Annotated in this window: 10 protein-coding genes and 1 pseudogene; 8 read left to right on the plus strand and 3 right to left on the minus strand. The window is 52.5% G+C overall.

Annotated elements, in window-relative coordinates; all coding sequences use genetic code 11:
• Positions 1–37: 37 nt before the first annotated feature.
• Positions 38–127 carry a hypothetical protein gene (locus HGH92_RS34380; protein WP_410493987.1) on the minus strand — a complete coding sequence of 30 codons (90 nt, stop codon included), beginning with the start codon at positions 125–127 and terminating at the stop codon, positions 38–40.
• On the opposite strand from HGH92_RS34380, the pseudogene HGH92_RS34385 reads away from it, so the two are divergent.
• The 3 genes and pseudogenes from HGH92_RS34385 to HGH92_RS25040 all read left to right on the plus strand — a co-directional run.
• Positions 120–4,559 (plus strand): annotated as a pseudogene (locus HGH92_RS34385) (Calx-beta domain-containing protein); the annotation flags it as partial. The gene HGH92_RS34380 and the pseudogene HGH92_RS34385 overlap by 8 nt on opposite strands.
• Positions 4,560–4,596: 37 nt before the next feature.
• Positions 4,597–5,598: a type IX secretion system membrane protein PorP/SprF gene (locus HGH92_RS25035; RefSeq protein ID WP_168873548.1), complete on the plus strand. Its 1,002-nt coding sequence runs from the start codon at positions 4,597–4,599 to the stop codon at positions 5,596–5,598.
• Between the two features lie 19 nt (positions 5,599–5,617).
• A complete protein-coding gene (locus HGH92_RS25040) occupies positions 5,618–7,486 on the plus strand; it encodes an OmpA family protein (protein ID WP_168873549.1) in 1,869 nt (622 codons plus the stop codon).
• A 221-nt stretch (positions 7,487–7,707) separates the two neighbouring features.
• Here the strand turns inward: HGH92_RS25040 and HGH92_RS25045 are convergent, their stop codons facing one another.
• Positions 7,708–10,671 (minus strand): glycoside hydrolase family 2 TIM barrel-domain containing protein, encoded by a 2,964-nt coding sequence (locus tag HGH92_RS25045; RefSeq protein ID WP_168873550.1) that lies wholly within the window; start codon positions 10,669–10,671, stop codon positions 7,708–7,710.
• Between the two features lie 195 nt (positions 10,672–10,866).
• Between HGH92_RS25045 and HGH92_RS25050 the strand changes: the two genes are divergently transcribed.
• From HGH92_RS25050 to HGH92_RS25060, 3 genes are all read left to right on the plus strand, one after another.
• Positions 10,867–11,988 (plus strand): alkene reductase, encoded by a 1,122-nt coding sequence (locus tag HGH92_RS25050; protein ID WP_168873551.1) that lies wholly within the window; start codon positions 10,867–10,869, stop codon positions 11,986–11,988.
• Positions 11,973–13,175, plus strand: coding sequence for an MFS transporter (locus HGH92_RS25055; RefSeq protein WP_211092742.1), 1,203 nt, complete (start codon positions 11,973–11,975; stop codon positions 13,173–13,175). The genes HGH92_RS25050 and HGH92_RS25055 overlap by 16 nt, the downstream gene beginning before the upstream one ends.
• 686 nt (positions 13,176–13,861) lie before the next feature.
• The gene (locus HGH92_RS25060; protein WP_168873552.1) at positions 13,862–17,080 is read left to right on the plus strand and encodes a reprolysin-like metallopeptidase; all 3,219 of its coding nucleotides are present in this window, start codon (positions 13,862–13,864) and stop codon (positions 17,078–17,080) included.
• A gap of 62 nt (positions 17,081–17,142) precedes the next feature.
• Here HGH92_RS25060 and HGH92_RS25065 read toward each other — a convergent pair whose 3' ends face one another.
• A complete protein-coding gene (locus HGH92_RS25065) occupies positions 17,143–18,111 on the minus strand; it encodes a phosphatidylinositol-specific phospholipase C (RefSeq protein WP_168873553.1) in 969 nt (322 codons plus the stop codon).
• Between the two features lie 168 nt (positions 18,112–18,279).
• Between HGH92_RS25065 and HGH92_RS25070 the strand changes: the two genes are divergently transcribed.
• Together HGH92_RS25070 and HGH92_RS25075 are read left to right on the plus strand one after the other, a co-directional pair.
• Positions 18,280–19,116 (plus strand): GyrI-like domain-containing protein, encoded by an 837-nt coding sequence (locus HGH92_RS25070; protein ID WP_168873554.1) that lies wholly within the window; start codon positions 18,280–18,282, stop codon positions 19,114–19,116.
• An 83-nt stretch (positions 19,117–19,199) separates the two neighbouring features.
• On the plus strand, positions 19,200–20,312 hold the full coding sequence (locus HGH92_RS25075; protein WP_168873555.1) for an agmatine/peptidylarginine deiminase: 1,113 nt from the start codon (positions 19,200–19,202) through the stop codon (positions 20,310–20,312).
• Positions 20,313–20,584 lie beyond the last annotated feature (272 nt).

Genomic DNA, 20,584 nt, shown 5'->3' on the forward strand with positions numbered 1-20,584 from the left:
ACAACACGGCCGCCAACAAGGTGCTGAGCGTAACGAACTATGGCAATGCAGCAGAGCCGGGAACTAACGGCAGCTTCGCCATCAGCCTGCCCAAAGGGGTAACCTCGGCCGAAGATATCACTGTCACCTATAACGTGACCGGTGGAGACGCCATCAGCGATGTTGACTACAACGCCCTCAGTGGCACGGTAGTCATCCCCGCAGGAAAAGACACCGTATTCGTACCGGTGATCGTAAAAGACGATAAGATCATCGAGAACACTGAAGCCGTAGAGGTGACCCTCAACAGCGGCATCAGCACCAGCTTCAGCTTCACGGCCAGCCCCACCGACGGTAAGGCGACTGTAACGATTGCTGACGATGATAATGTTGACGCCAACCGCGTACTGGTGGTGACCAAAAAAGCAGATGCCGCAGAACCGGGCACCAATGGTACATTCACCATCAGCCTGCCCGCAGGATATACCGCATCAGAACCGATCACGGTAGATTATGACCTCACCGGTTCCGCTATCAACGGTACAGACTACGCTAACCTCACCGGTTCTGTAGTCATCCCGGCAGGCGCACCTGGTAGTGTAGATGTAGTGGTGGCCGTTGCCGATGACAAGATCATCGAAGGCCCCGAAACCGTGATCATGACACTGAAAGGCGGTAAATCTGCCAGCGCTGTCTACACCGGCACCAACAACGCCACCGTGAACATTGCGGATGACGATGATGCAGTGGCCAACCGCGTACTGACAGTGACCAACGGTGGCGATGCCGCAGAACCAGGCACCAACGGCAGCTTTAAAGTGAGTCTGCCGGCAGGGTACACTGCTGCAGAAGACATCACGGTGAATTATCAGATCACCGGTAGCGCCACGGCAGCCACAGATTACAAAGCCATCACCGGCACCATTACCATTCCGGCCGGTATGCCAGGCAGCGTGTCCGTTCCGGTGACCGTTATCGACGACAAGATCATCGAAGGCACCGAAACCGTGATCATGACACTGAACGGCGGAAAATCCAACACCTTCACCTACACCGGCACCAACAATGCCACCGTGAATATTGCCGATGACGACGATGTGCCGGCCAACCGTGTGCTGACAGTGGAAAGAAAAACAGACGCCGCAGAACCGTCCACCAATGGTGAGTTTACGGTCCGTCTGCCTAAAGGCATCACCGTATCGGAAAATGTGATCGTCAACTACAATATCACGGGTACGGCTATCCCGGGCACAGACTACAAAACACTGGCTGGCTCAGTCATCATACCAATAGGCCAGGACAGTGTAAATGTGGAAGTACCGGTAATTGACGATAAACTGATAGAGAATACAGAAACAGTGGTGATGACACTGGCCGGCGGCTCTTCAACCCGCTTCACCTTCACCGGTAACACCAGCGCCACTGTGAATATTATGGACGATGACAATGTTGACGCTAATCGTGTGTTGACCGTCACCGCCACCAAAGACGCCGCAGAACCGGCTACAGCAGGTGAATTCACCATCAGCCTGCCAAACGGAATTGCTTCTTCCGAACCGGTTACTGTGAAGTACACCATCAACGGCGCTTCCACCGCCACCAGCGGAGCAGACTACACCGCACTTAGCGGCACCGTGGTAATCCCTGCCGGCGTGGACAGAGTAACCGTTCCGGTCCCGGTACTGGACGATAACTTCCTGGAAAACACCGAAACCGTGGTAATGGACCTCACTAATGGTACATCCACCAGCTTCACCTTTACCGGTGGCAGCAGCGCAACGGTGAACATCATCGATGATGAGAACACACCGGCCAACCGCGTCCTGAACATCGTGAAGAAAGCAGATGCCGCAGAACCAGCCACCAATGGCGCCTTCACCATCAGTCTCCCGAACGGCATCCGTGCCTCCGAAGACATCAAGGTGAACTACACCATAGCAGGTACCGCTACCAGCGGCGCTGACTATGCGGCCATCACCGGCACCATCACCATCCCTGCGGGCGCCACTGACGTGGACGTACCGGTTACCGTAACAGATGACAAGGTGATTGAACAAACAGAAACCGTGATCATGACACTGAACGGCGGCGCGTCCAACAGCCTCACCTTCACCGGTAACGGCAACGCTACTGTCAACATCGCAGATGACGAAAGCATCACGCCGGCGAGCATGGTAGTGAACATCGCCAAAGATACCGATGGCGCAGAACCGTCTACCAACGGCGGCTTTAAAGTGAGCCTCCCGACAGATGTCACTTCTTCGGAAGATATTACGGTGAGCTATACCGTGACAGGCACCGCTACCGCCGGCGCAGACTATGTGACCCTCACCAATTCCGTGGTGATCCCGGCAGGCAGGAACGATGTCATCATTCCAGTGGTTGTGACAGACGATCAGATCATTGAGGTGACAGAAACCGTGATAGCGACGCTCAACGGCGGCACATCGGCCCACTTCACCCTGACAGGTAACGGCAACGCCACTGTGAATATCGCTGACGATGAAATCAAGACACCGGCCAACCTGGTGCTGACCGCCACCAACGGCGCTGATGCAGCGGAACCGTCCACCAACGGCTTCTTTACCATCAAACTGCCGAAAGGGGTAACATCTTCAGAAGACATCACAGTGAACTACAGCGTGACAGGTACTGCTACCAGTGGTGCAGATTACACCACACTCGCGGGTACCGTAGTCATCCCGGCAGGTAAAGACAGTATCAACATACCAGTCAATGTCATAGATGATAAAATAATAGAAGGCACCGAAACAGTGGTGCTGACACAAACCAGCGCCAGCTCGGCCAACTTCACCTTCACGTCCGCAGGCAGCGCCACGGTGAACATCCTGGACGATGAAACCCTCGATGCCAACCTGGTACTGAATGTGACCAAAGATGCAGACGGAGCAGAGCCGAACACGAACGGTGGCTTCAGGATCAGTCTCCCGGCCGGCGTGACCGCAGCCATGGACATCACCGCTACCTACAGCGTAGCAGGTACTGCCACCAGCGGCACAGACTACACAGCCCTCACCGGCACAGTAGTCATCCCGGCAGGTCAGGACGGTGTAGCCGTACCGGTTACAGTGACCGACGACCAGCTGATTGAAGGAGATGAAACCGTGATCATCACCGGCACCGGTGGCACCGCAGGCAGCCTTGTCTTCAAACCAGGCACCAGCAGCACCGCTACCGTCATCATCGCCGATGATGACAATACCAACCTGGACCTGGTAGCAACCGCCAGCAAGCCTAACGCGGCAGAACCTTCTACCGCAGGTGAATTCACCATCAGCCTGGCCAGCGGTAAAATACCGACAACAGACATCACCGTGACCTATAACGTGGCAGGTACTGCTACCGCAGGCAGTGATTATACAACCCTCACCGGTACCGTAGTGATCCCTGCAGGCCAGACCAGTGTAACCGTACCCGTTACAGTGTCAGACGACGACCTGATAGAACCGGTGGAAACAGTGGTGCTTACTATCGCTAACGGTAAATCAGGTAACATCAACTTCCCGGCAGGCGCCAACAAAACAGCTACTGTCAATATCGCGGACGATGATAACACGGACCTGAGCCTGATCGTGACCGCCAGCAAACCGGATGCAGTTGAACCAGGAGTGAACGGAGAGTTCACCATCAGCCTGGCCGGCGGCAAACGCACCGCAGAACCGATCACCATACAGTATATGATCAGCGGCAGCGCTACACCGGATGCTGATTACACGGCCATTACCGGCACCATCACCATCCCGGCAGGCGCCAACAAAGTAACCGTTCCGGTGAACGTGCTCGACGACAAAGAGATAGAAACTCCGGAAACCGTGATATTCATGCTGACCGGTGGCACCTCCAACAGCTACACCTTCACTCCGGGCACTGCTAAGGAAGCTACCGTTACCATCACCGATACCGATAAAATGGCCGGTGACCTGATCATCACGAAAGAGATCGTCGCTCCGGCAACAGGGCCTTACCGCATGGGACAGAACCTGACATACCGCATCACCGTACAGAACGCGGGTAACATACCAGTGACCAACGTGAGAGCGGAAGACCGTCTGCCGGTACAACTGGACATACCTACCCACACTTCCGCAGAAAGAGGGGAAGTGATAGTGACACCAGGCAACAAACTGGTAACCTGGAACATCGGTGACCTCGCAGTGGGCGCTACCGTACAAATGACGCTGACCAGCCGCGTAATAGAAGGCGGACAGCTGAACAACGAAGCATCGGCCTACAGCACCAACATGCCGGACGCTGACAGCAGCAACAACGTGGCGGTATCCAGTGTGGCGATAGAAGGTTCTGACCTGTCCTTCCCGAATGTGATCACACCTAACGGTGACGGTAAAAACGAAAGGTTCATTATCGGAGGACTGGAGAAATACCCTGGTTCAGCTATCTACATCTACAACCGTTGGGGAAGTATGGTATATCAATCCAAAGACTACCGCAACGATTGGAACGGTTCCAACCTGAACGAAGCGACCTACTACTATATCCTGGAAGTAAGGAAGCCGGACGGTATCAAGAAGTATAAAGGCTGGATAACGATATTACGGTAAGAGATAACAATTATATCTGCTACAAAAAAAGTAAAAGATGCAAAAAGTACTCAGAGCGGGAATAATGGTCTTGCTGCTGGCAATAAGCATGAAGGGCGCGGCGCAACAGAACATACAGTTCAGCCAGTACATCTTCAACGGGTTAAGTGTTAACCCGGCCTATGCGGGTTATAAGGAAGACTTGTATGTGAATGCCATTTATCGTCATCAGTGGGCCGGGTTCCCCGGAGCACCCCGTACGGGCGGAATATCGCTCGACGGGGTGACGCCCGCCAGCGATAAAAAAGTAGGCCTGGGCATGCAGATGTTATTTGACAAATCGGGGCCGCAGGACGCGCTGTCGCTCTATGGTTCCTACTCGTACCGCATTCCGCTGGACGATGAAGATACCCGGAGGCTTTGTCTCGGTATAGGCGCCGGCGTTACCCAGTACTCTATCGATGGTACGGCGCTGCAATACATCGATAATGAAGATGCGGCCATACCGCTGGGCAAAAAGAGCGTATGGGTGCCTGATGCCCGCTTTGGCATCTACTATTATACGCCCCGCTTTTATGCCGGCGCTTCCGTGATGGACTTGTTTTCACTCTATACCGATGCGTCGCGTTATAACTGGAAAGGCAACAACTATTCCACCATCCGGAAAACACAGCACCTGTATATTACCACCGGTGCTATGTTTCCGCTGGGGGAGAACCTGCAGCTGAAACCATCGATCCTGATCAAGGAAGATTTTAAAGGACCTACCAACGTGGACATTAACGCTTTCCTGTTGATAGGAGAGAAGTTGTGGGTGGGTGCGTCTTACCGTACCGGTGTGGGCATATGGAGAAAAACCAACCTGCAGAAAGACCTGAGCGAACTGGACGCCGCCAGTGTAATGGTGGAGTTTTACGCCACCGAAAAGCTGCGTATCGGGTATGCCTACGATCTGACCATCAATAAGATGGCCGGTTACCAGGGAGGTTCCCACGAGATATCCCTGGGCTTTCTGATCCCCTCAAAAAATTATACAGTTAAGAACCCACGGTATTTTTAAACTTTAGTTACTACCCGCTATGATACGACATACCAGAAGAATGATCATCCCGCTGCTGTTGTTGTCTGCCGCCAACGTCTATGGCCAGGAGCAGAAAAGTGTGTTGCAGTTGGCGGAAGCAGCTTATGCCAGACAGGAGTATGCCGTGGCCGGCGCGCTCTATAATAGGATCGCCCGCCAGAAAGGAGACAGGATGAAGGTAGAGCAACTGATGAAAATGGCCCGTAGCTTCCAGGAGATCGGTTATTATAGACAGGCGACGGACATATACAAAGAGATCACCAGTCGCCCTGACCGCCCCGCCGCCGCTTATTTCGCCTACGGTGAAGCGCTGCGGCAGCTGGAGCAGTACGACGAGGCCAAGGCGCAATATGCGCTGTTCACCACCGGCAATGCCGATAGCCTTCAGCTGAAGGAAATGGCGCTGAAAGGTTGCGACAGCGCGGTGGTATGGACCGCCAAAGGCGCGCCTGTGCAACTGAAGCCGCTGAAAGAACTGAACACCCCCGGCTCGGAAGTGGTGAGCGGCGTAGTACAGAAAGGACTGCTGCTGATGTCGAACGGCTACCGCACCATGGCGCTGAGCAGCGGCTCACAGGCCAAACCGCCCAAGGACAAGCGGACGGAGGAACCTTATTACAAGGCGTATGTTTATCAGCAATATGCCGGTGATAACTCCAACGCCTATCTGGAAGAACTGGTGCCGGGACTGCTGGGTAAATTTGATTATAACATCGGGCCGGTATGCCTGAATAATACAGAAGATACGCTGTACGCCACAATCAACATACAGGGCAAAGAAGTTCCCTATACCGGTAAAGGCGTTGTCAACGGCGTACGTCATCTGCAACTTTACCAGTCTGTAAAAAAGGATGGTAAATGGGAACCGCTGGTGCTGCTGCCTGGCATCAATCTGGAAGGATATTCTTCCAGTCACGCCGTGCTCAATTCCACCGGCGACGTCCTGTACTTTGTGTCTGACCGTCCGGGCGGACTGGGGCAGACAGATATCTGGTACTCAGAGAAACAGGCCGATGGCTCCTGGGGCGCGCCTGTCAACTGTGGCAGCCAGGTCAACACCGTGGCGTCAGAGACTTTCCCCACCGTCAACGAAGAAGGTATTCTCTACTTCTCCAGCAGGGGACATGCCGGTATGGGTGGTTATGACATCTACCGGATAAGAGGCGCCAAGGCCGCCTGGGAAGCACCGCAGAACATGAAGCTGCCGTTCAACTCCGGCGCAGATGATATCGGGCTGATACTGAAACGCAACGGCTATGAGGGTTACCTGGCTTCCAGCAGAACAGGCGGCCTCGGAAGGGACGATATTTATTACTTCTCCGATGCGCATTACTTCAGCAGGGTTGACAATGGCCAGAACGAAAATTCAAACCCAAATCCAAATGTTAATCCGAACATACATCCAAACCCCGGTCAGCCGTCAGCCCCGGGCAACGGTTCGCCGTCAGGTTCCGATGGCGGAAGACCTGTTCCGGTGGTGAAACACCATACACCTGAAGAGGAAGATGACAAAAAGAAACTGGAAGAACTGAAGTTCCTCTATGATTACAACAGTACCGCGCTGCTGACAGAGTCCCGCAGGATACTGGACCAGGTGGCCGCCGTACTGAAACGTTATCCTGAGTGGAAGGTGGTGATCACCTCCTTCGCGGACAACCGCGGTAGTGACCAGTATAACACCGACCTGTCTGCGTTGCGTTGTTATGCGGTAATAGACTATCTGGCCAACAAAGGCATCGATCCCAAACGCCTTTACTACAGCAACAAAGGAGAGAAAGATCCGGTGAACGGCTGTAAGGACGGCGTGCCTTGTAAAGAAGAAGATTATAAGCAGAACAGGCGTTCTGAGCTGCGGATAAAATGGTAATGATGAAAATGAAAAGCGGGTGCCCGGAAATAATACCGAGGCACCCGCTTTGTCGTTTGTATAAGATTATCTGATTTTGTTCATGGTACTGTCATCACAGTGTTCCCTCAGCCAGTCCACATGGACGGTGTTGTCAAGGAATGTGCCGGTATGAATAAGTTTGTCCAGGTTAAAATTCATATCTAAATATAGGAAGTACGGAGGATATTAGCGCTTGGTTATCAGTCCTGCGTGCCAAACAACAAAATTTCTTTCACTGCCACGCGGCTGCTTTCCGGCTTGATGCCGGTAATCACGTACCGCACGTATTGTACGCCGGGACTGTTAAACAGCACCGCTTTGTAATCCTGTCCGCTGGACAGTTTATCCGGGCTGGCGACGGTCCACGTATTCCCGTCAGACGATGTTTCTATCCTGTAGTTGTACCAATCGCTGTCTTTCCCCCAGAAGACCTGGCTTCCGGTTAAAGAACAGGGCTTTTCCAAATGAAGTGTGATGACTAACGGGAAAGTATTGCCGGTGGTTGTCCAGCCGGTGACGTTGTTTTTGTCTGTCAGCGCCCCGGAGCCTGGAGGGCTCACCTGGCCGTTGATCGCAATTTTTACGTTGTTTAAAGGAATTTCCCGGAGTGTATTGACTTGTCCTGCTTTGGCTGTTATGTCAGCATGTCTCCGCTGATAGTCATTCACCCATTTGGCATGCGGAGCATCGGGGACAGTTTTTGTTGTACGGGCTTGTGTGCGGATGGTTTTAACAGCGCGTTCCAGTCCTTCGCTTTCCGCGGTGATCGTGATTTCACCGGGCATATCGCTGCTTTGGACAAGGGCATATCCTATTCCGCCTTCCGTCTGTTGCACCGCGATGGCTGCATCCGGGATGTTGCCGCCAACAAGGTGACCGTCGCCGGTAACGTGCAGCCGGACACTGTACGATTGTCCTGCCTGTGTGTTAGCGACCAGGGTTCCGTTTTTATCACATACTTTGATGTATACCGGAATCATATCAGAGCCATCAGCAATGAGTGGCGCAGCCGGTCCCGGTATTGTTATTTCCAGGTGGTGGGCCGTTTGAGGGGTGGTGACAGCGTGGCTGCATACCCGTTTGCCGTCGAGCCAGCCTTCGGCATGGAGCGTGCCCGGTTCATAGCGGCCTAACGCGAACGCATATAGGGGACTGCCGTTTTTGGCAGCAATGAAGGGCGCTGTAGCAGCGTTGCCGGAGCGGGTTTTACGGCCCACGAGCTGGTTGTTGCGGTACAACAGCACGGTATCACAGTTCGAAAAAACAATGATGGTGGAATCGGTGCCTGGCAGGTTATTGTAGCTGGCGATGAATACCATGGGACCGTATGATTTATTGCGGGCCGACTGCATGGATTGCAGCTGGTAGTAGCTGAATTTTTCATAACGGTCCATATCAGTCACGCCGCTGAATGCTGTTACGGGATCACTGCCACGGGTATAGTCATTGTAGCTCCACACGAAATATCCGCCGATGCGGGGATTGGCATCCAGCCGGGCATGGTCCCAGTATCCGCCGTGTTCTTCGCTGGTTTCCCCGTTAAGGGCCTGCTGACGCAAAATACACTGATTGATCATTCCCCGGGCCGTGTATTGACGGGAAGCACGCAGGCCGTTTTCCTGTGCCGCATCTGCCACCCAGGTATCTCCCCATTCCCGGGTGAGGGACGGTTTGCCTGGCGCCGGGTCTGTCATGTCGGGGTTGACCACTTTGTAGAAAACATCGTAATGATCGCGGCTGCGTTTATTGTAATCATCTGCGGTGAACATTTGGTCCCCCGGCATCTCTTCATGAGCTATCCGCACTGCTTCCTGCATCCAGGTGGAAGGAGTAGGGGATTCGTTCAGGGAAGTTTCCCAGAGAAATACCGAAGGGTGGTTCCTGTCGCGGCGTATCATTTCCCTGATATCGCGGAAGGTGCGTGCTTTGAAGATGCTGTCTTCGCTGTAATATTGCCAGCCGGGCTGGCATTCGATGACCAGCAGGCCCAATTCATCGCAGGCGTGCAGGAAATCAGGTGACGCCGGGTAGTGGGCCGCCCGTACTGCGTTGAAACCGCCTTTTTTGAGCTGCCATGCATCGCGGTATTGCAGGGAGGCCGGCGCTGCATCGCCGATGTAAGGATAAACCTGGTGGCGGTTGGCGCCTCGCAGGTAGAGTTTTTCCCCGTTAATGTAAAAGCCATCTGCTTTAAAGGAAATTGTGCGGATACCCGTTGGCGTTACCCGTTTGTCGACAAGCAATTTACCGTTGTAGACCTCCGATTCCAGCTGGTAGAGATAGGGATGGTCCGGATGCCATAGTTGTGGGGCGGTGATATGAAGTTGTTGCCGGAAAGTGGTGTCCTTTCTGCCGTTGAGAAAGACCGTCTGCCTGGAGGACGCTACAACCCGCCCGCTTTTGTCTGTCAGTTTGCTTACCAGGGTGGTGGCAACTGATGGCTGTCCGCTGTTCATGACCTGCGTATTGACCAGCAGGTCGGCGGCCTTTGCAGATACGTTGCTGCTCATGGTAAATATACCGCCTCCCGCTATTTTGCCGGCTTCTGTTTCATCGGGAATGTAAAGCTGGTTGGTGATGACCAGCGACACTTTTCTGTAGATACCACCGTAGTAGTTAAAGTCCAGCGTTGACATTTTTTTGCCGGGCGGCGTTTGCGGGTTGTCGGTATTGGAAACCCTTACGGCCAGCACGTTTGACTGGCCGGGACGAACTTTGCCGGAGATGTCTGTGCCGAAACGCATATATCCTCCGTGGTGTTCATCCAGTTTTTCGCCATTCAGGTATATTTCGCAGTCTGTCTGTACGCCTTCAAAGGAGAGGTAAAGCCGGCGGCCGGCCCAGTCAGCCGGTATGGTGAAGTAGCGGCGGTACCAGCCTACGCCCTGGTATACCCTGCCTCCTCCGTTATGTTTAGCGGTGATGCCCATCACGTGGGGAATAGTCACCGCTTCCCATGACGCATCGTTGAAGTCTGCCGCAGCAGCGTTGCTGACGTCCTGTTGACAGAATGCCCAGTTACTGTTGAAATCCAGTTCCAGTCTGGGTGACAGGCGGGATTGCGCGGTGGTGGCGGTGGTTAATGTCAGCAGCAGCAGGCACCATGCGGCGTATCGCCGTAATATACGGTGGTCCTTCTCCTGCGCTCGTGGAGAATAATACATGTTCACTGTTGATCTTCTTTTTTTGGATGCGGGGTAAAGTACGCGTTTTTACAGGAATATTTTAATGTTCTGTTTTTGCTATAATAATTATAATAGAAAGCCAGAAGTTAAATTATTTTGATGATGAATTATTACAATGGAAATTTGCATTATCAAATCACGGAAATCGTGGATGGATACAGAAAAGCAAATATCATGAGCATAAACATTTTTGGACCGGCCACTGTCGGTCTGCTGCAACTGAACAACCGTATCGCGATGGCCCCTATGACAAGGGCCAGGAACGCAGATGGTATTCCTAACGACAACAATGCCCTGTATTATGCCCAGCGCGCCGGCGCCGGGCTGATCATAACAGAAGGCGTGGCCATATCAGACACCGCCAAAGGCGTGCTGTACATCCCGGGACTGTATACCAGGGAACAGGTGGAAGGCTGGAAGAAAGTCACCGCCGCAGTCCATGCAAAAGGCGGTAAAATATTTGCCCAGCTGTGGCATGTGGGAAGAGTTTCCCATACGTCCAACCAGCCAGGCGGAAAGCCGCCCGTTGCCCCGTCAGACATACAGGCGGCGCAATCCAAAGCCTGGGGATATGACGGGAACGGCAAAGAAGGCTTTGTGACCGCTTCTAAACCCCGTGCGCTGGCTACGGCAGAGGTAGCGCACATCGCGCAGGATTTTGCGCTGGCAGCTAAAAACGCGGCCGCTGCCGGTTTTGACGGCGTAGAGCTTCACGGTGCCAACGGCTACCTGATTGAGCAGTTTTTGAATCCGCATGTCAACAACCGGACAGACCGTTATGGCGGCAGCATAGAGAACCGCAGCCGTTTTCTGCTGGAAGCCATTGATGCCAGCATTGCTGAGATAGGGGCTTCCAGAGTGGCCATCCGGCTTACGCCCTATGGCGGCCTGCATGAACTGCCGCATTATGATGAAATTGAGGCCACCTACGCCTATCTGGCCAAGGAATTGTCCGCAAGGAAAATTGCCTATATCCACATGATGGACCAGCAGTCACGCGGCAGCTTTGCTTTGCCCGAAGGTTTCCTGGAGAGGTTCCGCAGCTGGTACGATGGCACTATTATACTGGCCGGCGGTATGGACCGTGAAAAGTCCGAAAGGCTGATCAATGCCGGCACGATCGACATCGCGGCCTTCGGCGAGTCTTTCATTGCCAACCCCGACCTGGTGGACCGGCTGCAGCACAACTGGCCGCTGACGCCGCCTAAGCGTGAGCTGCATTACGGCCTGACAATGGAAGGTTACATCGATTGGAAAACATATGAGCACAAAGCAACAGCATGCGAAACAGCGTAATAGATAAAAGGATATTGCCGCTGACTATTGGCGGCCTGGGGATAGGCACTACAGAATTTGCGATCATGGGACTGTTGCCCGATATTGCCCGGTCTTTTAACATCAATATTCCGCAGGCGGGGCATTTTATCTCCGCCTACGCCATCGGGGTGGTGCTGGGCGCTCCGCTGCTGGTGGGCTATTCGGTGAAATTTCCACCGAAGAAAGTGCTGATGGCGATGATGGCGCTGTTTACCTTTTTTAACGGGTTATCGGCGCTGGCGCCGGGATATACCGCCATGATGTTGCTGCGGTTTCTGTCCGGTCTTCCACACGGCGCCTTTTTCGGCGTAGGGGCGGTAGTAGCCTCTCGCATTGCAGGGAAAGGGAAGGAGGCCCGGTATATCGCGCTGATGTTTACAGGCCTTACAGTGGCCAACCTGGCCATGGTGCCGCTGGTGACATATATCGGGCATACGTTCCACTGGCGCTGGTATTTTGCGGTGGTCAGCGGAATAGGATTGCTGACGTTTATATCGCTTCGATGGTGGCTGCCCGCTATGGACGGGAAGAACGACGCAGGCAATATTGCCGGGGAACTTCGTTTCCTGAAAAACAAGCAAAGCTGGTATGTGCTGCTGATCACGGCCATTGGCTTCGGCGGCCTTTTTACCTGGTTCAGTTACATCACGCCGCTGATGACGGAGGTATCCGGCATCAGTCAGGGCAACATGGCCTATATCATGGTGCTGGCCGGCGGCGGCATGGTGGTGGGCAATCTGCTGGGCGGCTACCTGGCCGACCGGATAGGGGCTGCACGCACCAGCGCGCTGCTACTGTTTCTTATGATGACGGCATTGGTGGGCGTATTCTTCTTTTCCACCTCCACGGCGGCATCAGTGGTGCTGACTTTTTTATGTGGCGGGTTATCCATGTCTGTTGCGGCGCCGGTAAATATGATGATGATGCGGGCCGCGCCTGGCGGGGAAATGATGGCCGCTGCGTTTATGCAGGCTGCCTTTAACGTCGCTAATGCACTGGGCGCTTATCTGGGCGGCATACCACTGGAATACGGTATGCCCTATACGTACCCGTCGCTGGTAGGTGTGGGCATGGCGCTGATCGGGCTGGTGATCGCTTTAAGATATATGACGCAGTTTGGTCATCAGCCGGTGATGATGCATGAAAAGCGGATGTTAAGCCATTAAGGTAACAGCGGATGGCGACTTTGACATGATGAAGCCAACATTTTTCAGGCAGAGTATTTTATGTTGAATTTTTTTGATCAATAATTTTTATTACTTTAGTAGTGTATGCGTAAACGTATACTTTTTAAAACTCAAAATTTTTAACCATTTCTCTTACCGGCAGGAACACAGTGATGCTGTCGAAGGCGCTATAATCTACATCTTTTTGATATTGGCTGCACCAGGCCAATGATCATTCCACCCGTAATTTCTCTGAATGAATCAACTGGACTCAGTTTAGCGACAGCTATGCTCTGGCCGGTACCGTTACCGCTTTAAAGTGCTGTGTCGTACACGGCGCTGATAAGTTCATGTATCCTCGTTTGCCATTCATATGCCCGTGGTAGTTGAAAAAGGATGGATTCCTTCCTAAATATGGAGCGCTGGCTGTCAAAGGAAAAACGATGTTGCTGTAGAAAAGTTCCCCCCTTTGTATACAAGAGGCTGTCCGGAGAAAATCCGGGTAGTCTCTTTTCGTTTATGGGACAACGTTAAGATGCCGGTTTTCGCAGTGATTATTTTTGTGCCGCTACAATTTCTGTCGCAGAGAGTTGGTCTAAATTTATTGAAACAACCATTACTGAAGCAGCCATTACTAAAACAACCATTATTGAAACAACCATTCTTCACCAAAATCTCAACTAGCCATGAGAAAAGTTTTACTCTTCGCAATGGCGCTGTCGTGTAGCATAACAGCGTTTGCGCAGGATTACTGGAGGCCGCATACTGCCGCCGCCGGGATCACTAAAGACAAAGCCGTTGCCCGGCTTGCATTTCCAGCCACCTACAAATTGTTTGACCTGAACATCGCTCCTTTACGGAGTGAAGTGTTTAAAACGGTCGACAGCAAACAGGCCCGCACCACCATTATCTCCCTGCCCAATGCGGACGGGCAAATTGAGCAATACGAAATCAGGGAGGCTTCCAATTTCGAACCTGCCTTACAGGCACGCTTTCCGGAGATAAGGGCTTTCTCCGGTAAAGGTATTACCGACAAACAAGCCACTTTAAAACTGAGCATTTCCCCGCAGGGAGTACAGGCCATGGTGTTCCGTACTGAAAAAGAGAGCGAATTTATTGAGCCTTATTCTGCTGACCACACGGTATACACCGTGTTCAAAAAACAAGCAAAAACCTTACCCTGGAAGTGTTCTACTCCTGAACAGAAACTGGCCACCGGCATCGGTCACCAGGTAGGCACCGTGGCACGGTCTACCGGCGATGCGAAGACCTTACGCCTGGCACAATCTGTTACGGCGGAATACTCCAACTATTTCGGCGCTACCAGCGCTTCTCAGGTCAACCTCGTACTGGCGGCCATCAATGCTACGCTGACCCGTTGCAATGGCGTCTATGAAAAAGACCTGGCCATCCATCTGAACCTGATCGCAGGGGTTACCAACATTATTTTTTATGATCCGTCAACAGATCCTTATTCTGATGCATCACAAGGTGCCGGCGGAGCATGGAACAGTGAATTACAGAATACGCTGACCACCAAAATAGGGGCGGCGAACTATGATATCGGCCACCTGTTTGGTGCATCCGGCGGCGGCGGTAATGCCGGCTGTATCGGTTGTATCTGTGTCGATAATCAAAAGGGGAGCGGTTTTACTTCTCCCGCTGATAACATCCCCCAGGGAGATAATTTCGATATCGACTATGTGGTGCACGAAGTAGGCCACCAGCTGGGCGCCAACCATACCTTCTCCATGAGCAATGAAGGCACCGGTGTTAACGTGGAACCTGGTTCCGGTATTACCATTATGGGGTATGCCGGTATTACCAGCCAGGATATCGCCCCGCACTCCATCGCCTTCTATCATGCTGCTTCCATTGCACAGATCCAGGCCAATCTTGCCGGCAAGACCTGCCCGGTAACGACCAGCATCTCCGGTACCAACGCCACACCCGTGGTAAATGCCGGCGGCAATTTTACAATTCCCATCAGCACGCCGTTTGCGCTGACCGGTTCAGCTACCGATGCTAATCCCGGTGATGTGCTGACCTATTCCTGGGAGCAGAATGACAACGCCACTTCTTCACAAACAGGATCGGCCAGCGTGGCCAGCGCCACCAAGGCAACCGGTCCTAACTGGATATCCTACGCGCCTACCACTTCCCCGGTAAGGTATTTCCCCAAACTGGCCACTATCCTGGCGGGCGGCCTGGTGTCCGGCCCATTGCCCGGTGGCGACGCAGGTGCTAATACCGAAGCATTAAGCTCCGTCGGCAGAACGTTGAAATTCCGCCTGACCGTCAGGGACAACGTGCCTTACAGCTCTACGGCGCCGGTGACCATAGGGCAGACCAACTTCGCGGATGCCACGATAACAGTGACCAATACGTCCGGTCCTTTCGCGATAACAGCTCCCAATACCAATGTATCATGGGCAGGTAATTCATCACAAACAGTTACCTGGAACGTGGCCAATACCAACACCGGTGCGGTTAGCTGCGCCAATGTCAAAATATCCATCTCCACAGATGGCGGCAATACCTTCAGCACACTGGTGGCCAGCACTCCTAACGACGGCAGTGAAGCGATCACGGTGCCCAATACGCCTACCACCAATGCCAGGATAAAAGTGGAAGCGGTAGGTAATATCTTCTTTGATATTTCCAATGCCGACTTTACCATTACCTCCGGCTCTGGTTGCGCTTCACCGGCAGGACTGACAGCTTCCGCCATCACCACTACTTCCGCTACCGTAGCATGGACAGCCGTGAGCGGCGCCGTATCATACGATGTGGACTATAAGGCTACTTCCTCTTCCACCTGGACCAACGCCGCCACAGCCACCACCGCTGTTTCCGTGAACCTGACAGGCCTTGCCTCCGGTACTGCCTACGACTACAGGATAAGGACCAATTGCAGCAGCGGCAGCAGCGCTTATGCAGCATCACAGTTCACTACGACTTCCACCGGCACCTGTAATGCACCGGCAGGTCTGACCAGTTCTGCTGTAACCGCTGCCAGCGCTACGCTCAGCTGGACCGCCGCTAGTGGTGCTGTATCGTACGATGTAGACTACAAGCCTAATACCTCGTCTACCTGGACCAATGCAGCCACTGCCACCACCGCCACCTCCGTGAACGTAAGCGGTTTAACATCCGCTACTTTGTATGACTGGAGAGTGAGGACCAATTGTAGCAGTGGTAGCAGCACTTACACCGCTGCACAGTTTACCACTTTAACCGCTTCCGGTTGTGCCAACCCATTGGACAACTCCACCAATGGAACGACTGCCGGCGCTGCTACCATTCCGTTTAACACCGATGTTACCGGTTTGATCAGCCCAAGCGGAGATGTGGACCATTACAAATTTGTGATCACTACTGGTGGTACTATTACCATCACGCTGGGGACTTTGCCCGGTGATTACGATTTGAAACTGCTGAACAGCGCCGGTACACAGCTGGCGATATCACAGGCTGCCGGTACTTCCAATGAAACGATCAGCAGGACCGTTACGCCGGGTACCTATTATGCACAGGTGTATGGCTACAATGGCGCCAACAGCGCAACTTCCTGCTATACCTTACGGGTACAGTTAGGTACGGCCAGCCGCACCGACAATGACGTCGTTGTCAGCAAGGAAGGAACAGATATCAAAGAAATCAAAGGACAAAAGGTGGACATCTTCCCGAATCCTGTCAATAATATCGTGAACATCAGCCTTACCGGTTTCACCGGAAAATCTGAAGTGAGCATGCTGGACGTGAATGGCCGTGAGGTGTTGCGCAGGGAAGTGGGGCTTGTGAATTCACAGCTGGACATTTCTTCGCTGCCTCCGGGCGTTTATCTGATCAGGGTGAAGAATGGCGTGAAGCAGGTGTATCTGAAGAAAATAGTGAAACAGTAAGCAGACTACAGGACCTGATATAGTAAAAGGACGTCTCATGGATTTGAGACGTCCTTTTTGTTTTAGAAGTTAGTGCTGATAATGAGATTGTTTCTGTCTGAAGTAGCGAAGTCCATCGGCAGGATACCGTATCTGCCATGTGTGTTGTTGGTAAAGAAGGTGTTGATCTGCGGATTGATGGCGTTAGAAACGGTGGTAATGCTGGGAATGCCGAATATCAGTGGTTTGTAGCCGCTGGTGAAATTGATGTACAGCGTTGACGGTGTGCCGTTTTTAGCTTCGTTCAGCAGGGTGGTGATGCCGGACCATTTGGCGTTGTTGTCCGGTACCTGGTACTGGTCCTGTACGCGCAGGGTGGAATTGCTGTTGTTGATGGTGAAAGTGGTGTTGTCGGCCCAGTTGGTGGCTTCAATGCCTTTAGGCGTAGCGGACGCGCCGAATCTTCTGAGCAACACTATTTTGCCGCGTACATCGCCGAGGTTGGGCACGGTGGCGGACAGATACCATTTGCCCGGTTGCTGGGCAGTATAGCTGTCAAATGTCTGCTCGAAAGTCCTGGTGTTGTTGGTCGCGTCGTATTCTTCCTTCACGCTCATCACGATGGTCTCTGTAGGATTGGCCGACAGGAAGGCGTAGCAGGCGGTCACCACATCATTGAAGTTCATGTTCTGATAGATGCTGCCGTGATGGATGGCAAAAGCATCACCGATGTGGCGGCACCTGATATCGAGGAACCTGATGCCGGCGTCCAGTTGTTGCGCGATAGTGAGGTCCTGGCATTTGGCCGTGCCGCCGATGGGCTCAAAACGGGCGCCGCTGTCGTGTGTGCCGGGAATGCTGATGGCCGCCAGGTTGCGGTCATTCGGAATAGTGCCCATCCAGCTGTTGAGCGAAAAGGCGAGGGCGGCGTTGTTGGCGACAGACTGATTGTCGGCCGTCACTTTGCCCGGCTGAATGTTGTCCGTAAGGTCTTTTTTACAGCCAAACAGGCCACAGATGGCGATAGCCAGCAGAAATTGAGGGTGTTTCATGGGAACTTTTGTTTGTTTAAAGTGAGCAAAAAAACTTTGGATTCTGATTATCAGATACGTGGAATTAATAATTTGTTAATCGTTCGGAAAGTGATGTTACGATAGCCTACCGGAAAAGCAACTGCAGTTTGACTGCTTTGGGGTAAATTTGTTTTAAAAAAGCACGAAATGAATACCGGCGATACCTCGAATCTGGTCAGGGTATATGACACGCTGAATTTTGTGGAAGAGAACTATAGCCGGCTTATTTCCGTCAAAGAGCTGGAGCAGGTGTCCCACTATTCTTACCGGAACATTCAGCGGATATTTAAGTATACCTGTGGGGAGACGATTGGTGCCTATCAGCAACGGCTTAAAGTGGAGAATGCGTACAAAATGATTTTGTATACCCGGGAGACGTTATCCTCTATCGCGCTGGAAGTGGGTTTCGCCAATGTAGCTTCTTTTTCCAAGGCATTCAGGCTGCATTTTGGGATGTCGCCCAGCGAAGCGAGGGAACGTAAACTGCCGCTGTTGGCCGGTGCGGAGATTGTTCCGCAGGAAACAGCAACGCGGTTGATGCCGGAAATTATTTATGTGCCACCGGTAACTGTCTATTACCAAAGTGCTTTTATCGATTATAACCATGAAGAGGTAGAAGCCCTGTGGGAGCGGTTTATGCTCCACCAGTTTGATGGTGCCGGAACGGTGTTTTACGGCATCGTGGCAGATGAGCCACTGATACGGGAAAGCCTGAAATGCCGGTATGATGCCTGTGCTTCCACACAGGGCATAAAAGGAAAGCTGCCATCAAAAACAATCCCCGCTGGCAGATACGCCAGTTTTATGCATTATGGCAGCTATGAAAACATAGAAGATACCTATCAGAAAATTTACGCAGGCTGGATACTGGACACCCACCTTGAATTTGCGCCGACACCAGTCATTGAAAAATATATCAAGCACCCCGATAACACAGCTTCCATAGCAGAACAGGAAACTGCCATATGGTTGCCGCTCCAGTAAGATTGTCAATTTAGGACAACAGGATGGTTGTACGCTGCGATAGTTTTGTGCTATCAAAATGTTAGTTTTTAATGACAAGTAAAATGACAACAACACTCATGGTCCTGTCTGCACTCGTGATGTCCTGCGCCAAAGAAGACGCCGGAACACCCGCAGCCCCGGCCGACACTACAGCTGTTCTCTACAAAATGCCGGAAGAAGCGGCCCCACATGAAGGTACCTGGCTGCAATGGCCGCACGAGTACCAGTACGGCAGGGCCTACCGCAACCGCCTCGACGCCACCTGGATTGCCATGACACAGGCGCTGGTGCCGGGAGAGAAAGTCCACCTGGTGGTATATGACCAGGACGAACGGGAACGGGTTGCTGACTTGCTGCAAACAGCACAGGTGCCGATGGCCAATGTGGATTTTACCATCAGCCGCACAGACGATGTATGGGTGCGTGACAACGGGCCCATTTTTGTAAAAGACGGCAATGGCCGCCTGCTTATGGAAGACTGGGGCTTCAACGGATGGGGCAATAAGGCAGCTTACGAAAATTGCGACCGGATACCCGGTGTGATTGCCGCCAATAGTGGCATGCAGCGCATAGACCTGAACACCGTGATGATCAATGAAGGCGGAAGCGTGGAAATGGACGGCAATGGTGTATTAATGGCCTGCAAAAGCTCCGTTCTGAACAAAAACCGTAATCCCGGCATGACACAGGAGCAGGCGGAAGCGCTGTTCACAAAATACCTCGGCGTCACCCGCTTTATCTGGCTGGAAGGGAAAGCCGGACTGGATATCACAGATATGCATATCGACGGTTTTGCCCGGTTCGCAGACAGTAATACCATCATTACCATGTCAGCAGATGACCTCGACTACTGGCAGGTGCCGCAACAGGATGTCCGTACCCTGTATAGCGCTGTCAACAGGAAAGGCACGGCTTATAAGTTTGTGAAGGTTCCGCTTACGCAAAACAACGTGGTGACGACTTACGGAAAGAATGTGGGGAAAGGGTCGTACATCAACTTCTACATAGCCAACAATGCTGTGTTGGTACCCAACTACAACGATCCTAACGATGCTGTCGCCAATAGTATCATCCAATCGCTTTATCCGGGAAGAAAGGTTATTGGCATTGACTGCCGCAACCTGTTTGCCAACGGAGGAATGGTACACTGCGTGACACAGCAGCAACCCCGGTAAGGCAGGAAATGGTCAGCTGTGCTTAAATAATTGTGCCAGCAGTTCTACAATAATGCAGGTCACGAAAATAACTGCTTTCAGGTTCTTTTTTAAGTACTGCATGAAGAGATGTTTTAATGGATAGTCTGTTGTTCTCTATAATGGCTGTCTACAGGTTTTCTGCTACAAGGAATTCTCCCGGTGGGGGAATTCCGTCATTTAACTAATATACAACAAATTTCAAAAAAATACAAAGCCTGTCATTTTCATTAACTTGGCCGCAGAACATATTT

It is taken from the genome of Chitinophaga varians (assembly GCF_012641275.1).
GTDB classification, from domain to species: Bacteria; Bacteroidota; Bacteroidia; order Chitinophagales; family Chitinophagaceae; genus Chitinophaga; species Chitinophaga varians_A.

Bases quoted from the DNA above. Each gene is read 5' to 3' on its own strand.
- HGH92_RS25035 (WP_168873548.1), top strand. From the start codon at position 4,597: ATGCAAAAAGTACTCAGAGCGGGAATAATGGTCTTGCTGCTGGCAATA.
- HGH92_RS25040 (WP_168873549.1), top strand. From the start codon at position 5,618: ATGATACGACATACCAGAAGAATGATCATCCCGCTGCTGTTGTTGTCT.
- HGH92_RS25045 (WP_168873550.1), bottom strand. From the start codon at position 10,671: ATGTATTATTCTCCACGAGCGCAGGAGAAGGACCACCGTATATTACGG.
- HGH92_RS25050 (WP_168873551.1), top strand. From the start codon at position 10,867: ATGAGCATAAACATTTTTGGACCGGCCACTGTCGGTCTGCTGCAACTG.
- HGH92_RS25055 (WP_211092742.1), top strand. From the start codon at position 11,973: ATGCGAAACAGCGTAATAGATAAAAGGATATTGCCGCTGACTATTGGC.
- HGH92_RS25060 (WP_168873552.1), top strand. From the start codon at position 13,862: ATGAGAAAAGTTTTACTCTTCGCAATGGCGCTGTCGTGTAGCATAACA.
- HGH92_RS25065 (WP_168873553.1), bottom strand. From the start codon at position 18,111: ATGAAACACCCTCAATTTCTGCTGGCTATCGCCATCTGTGGCCTGTTT.
- HGH92_RS25070 (WP_168873554.1), top strand. From the start codon at position 18,280: ATGAATACCGGCGATACCTCGAATCTGGTCAGGGTATATGACACGCTG.
- HGH92_RS25075 (WP_168873555.1), top strand. From the start codon at position 19,200: ATGACAACAACACTCATGGTCCTGTCTGCACTCGTGATGTCCTGCGCC.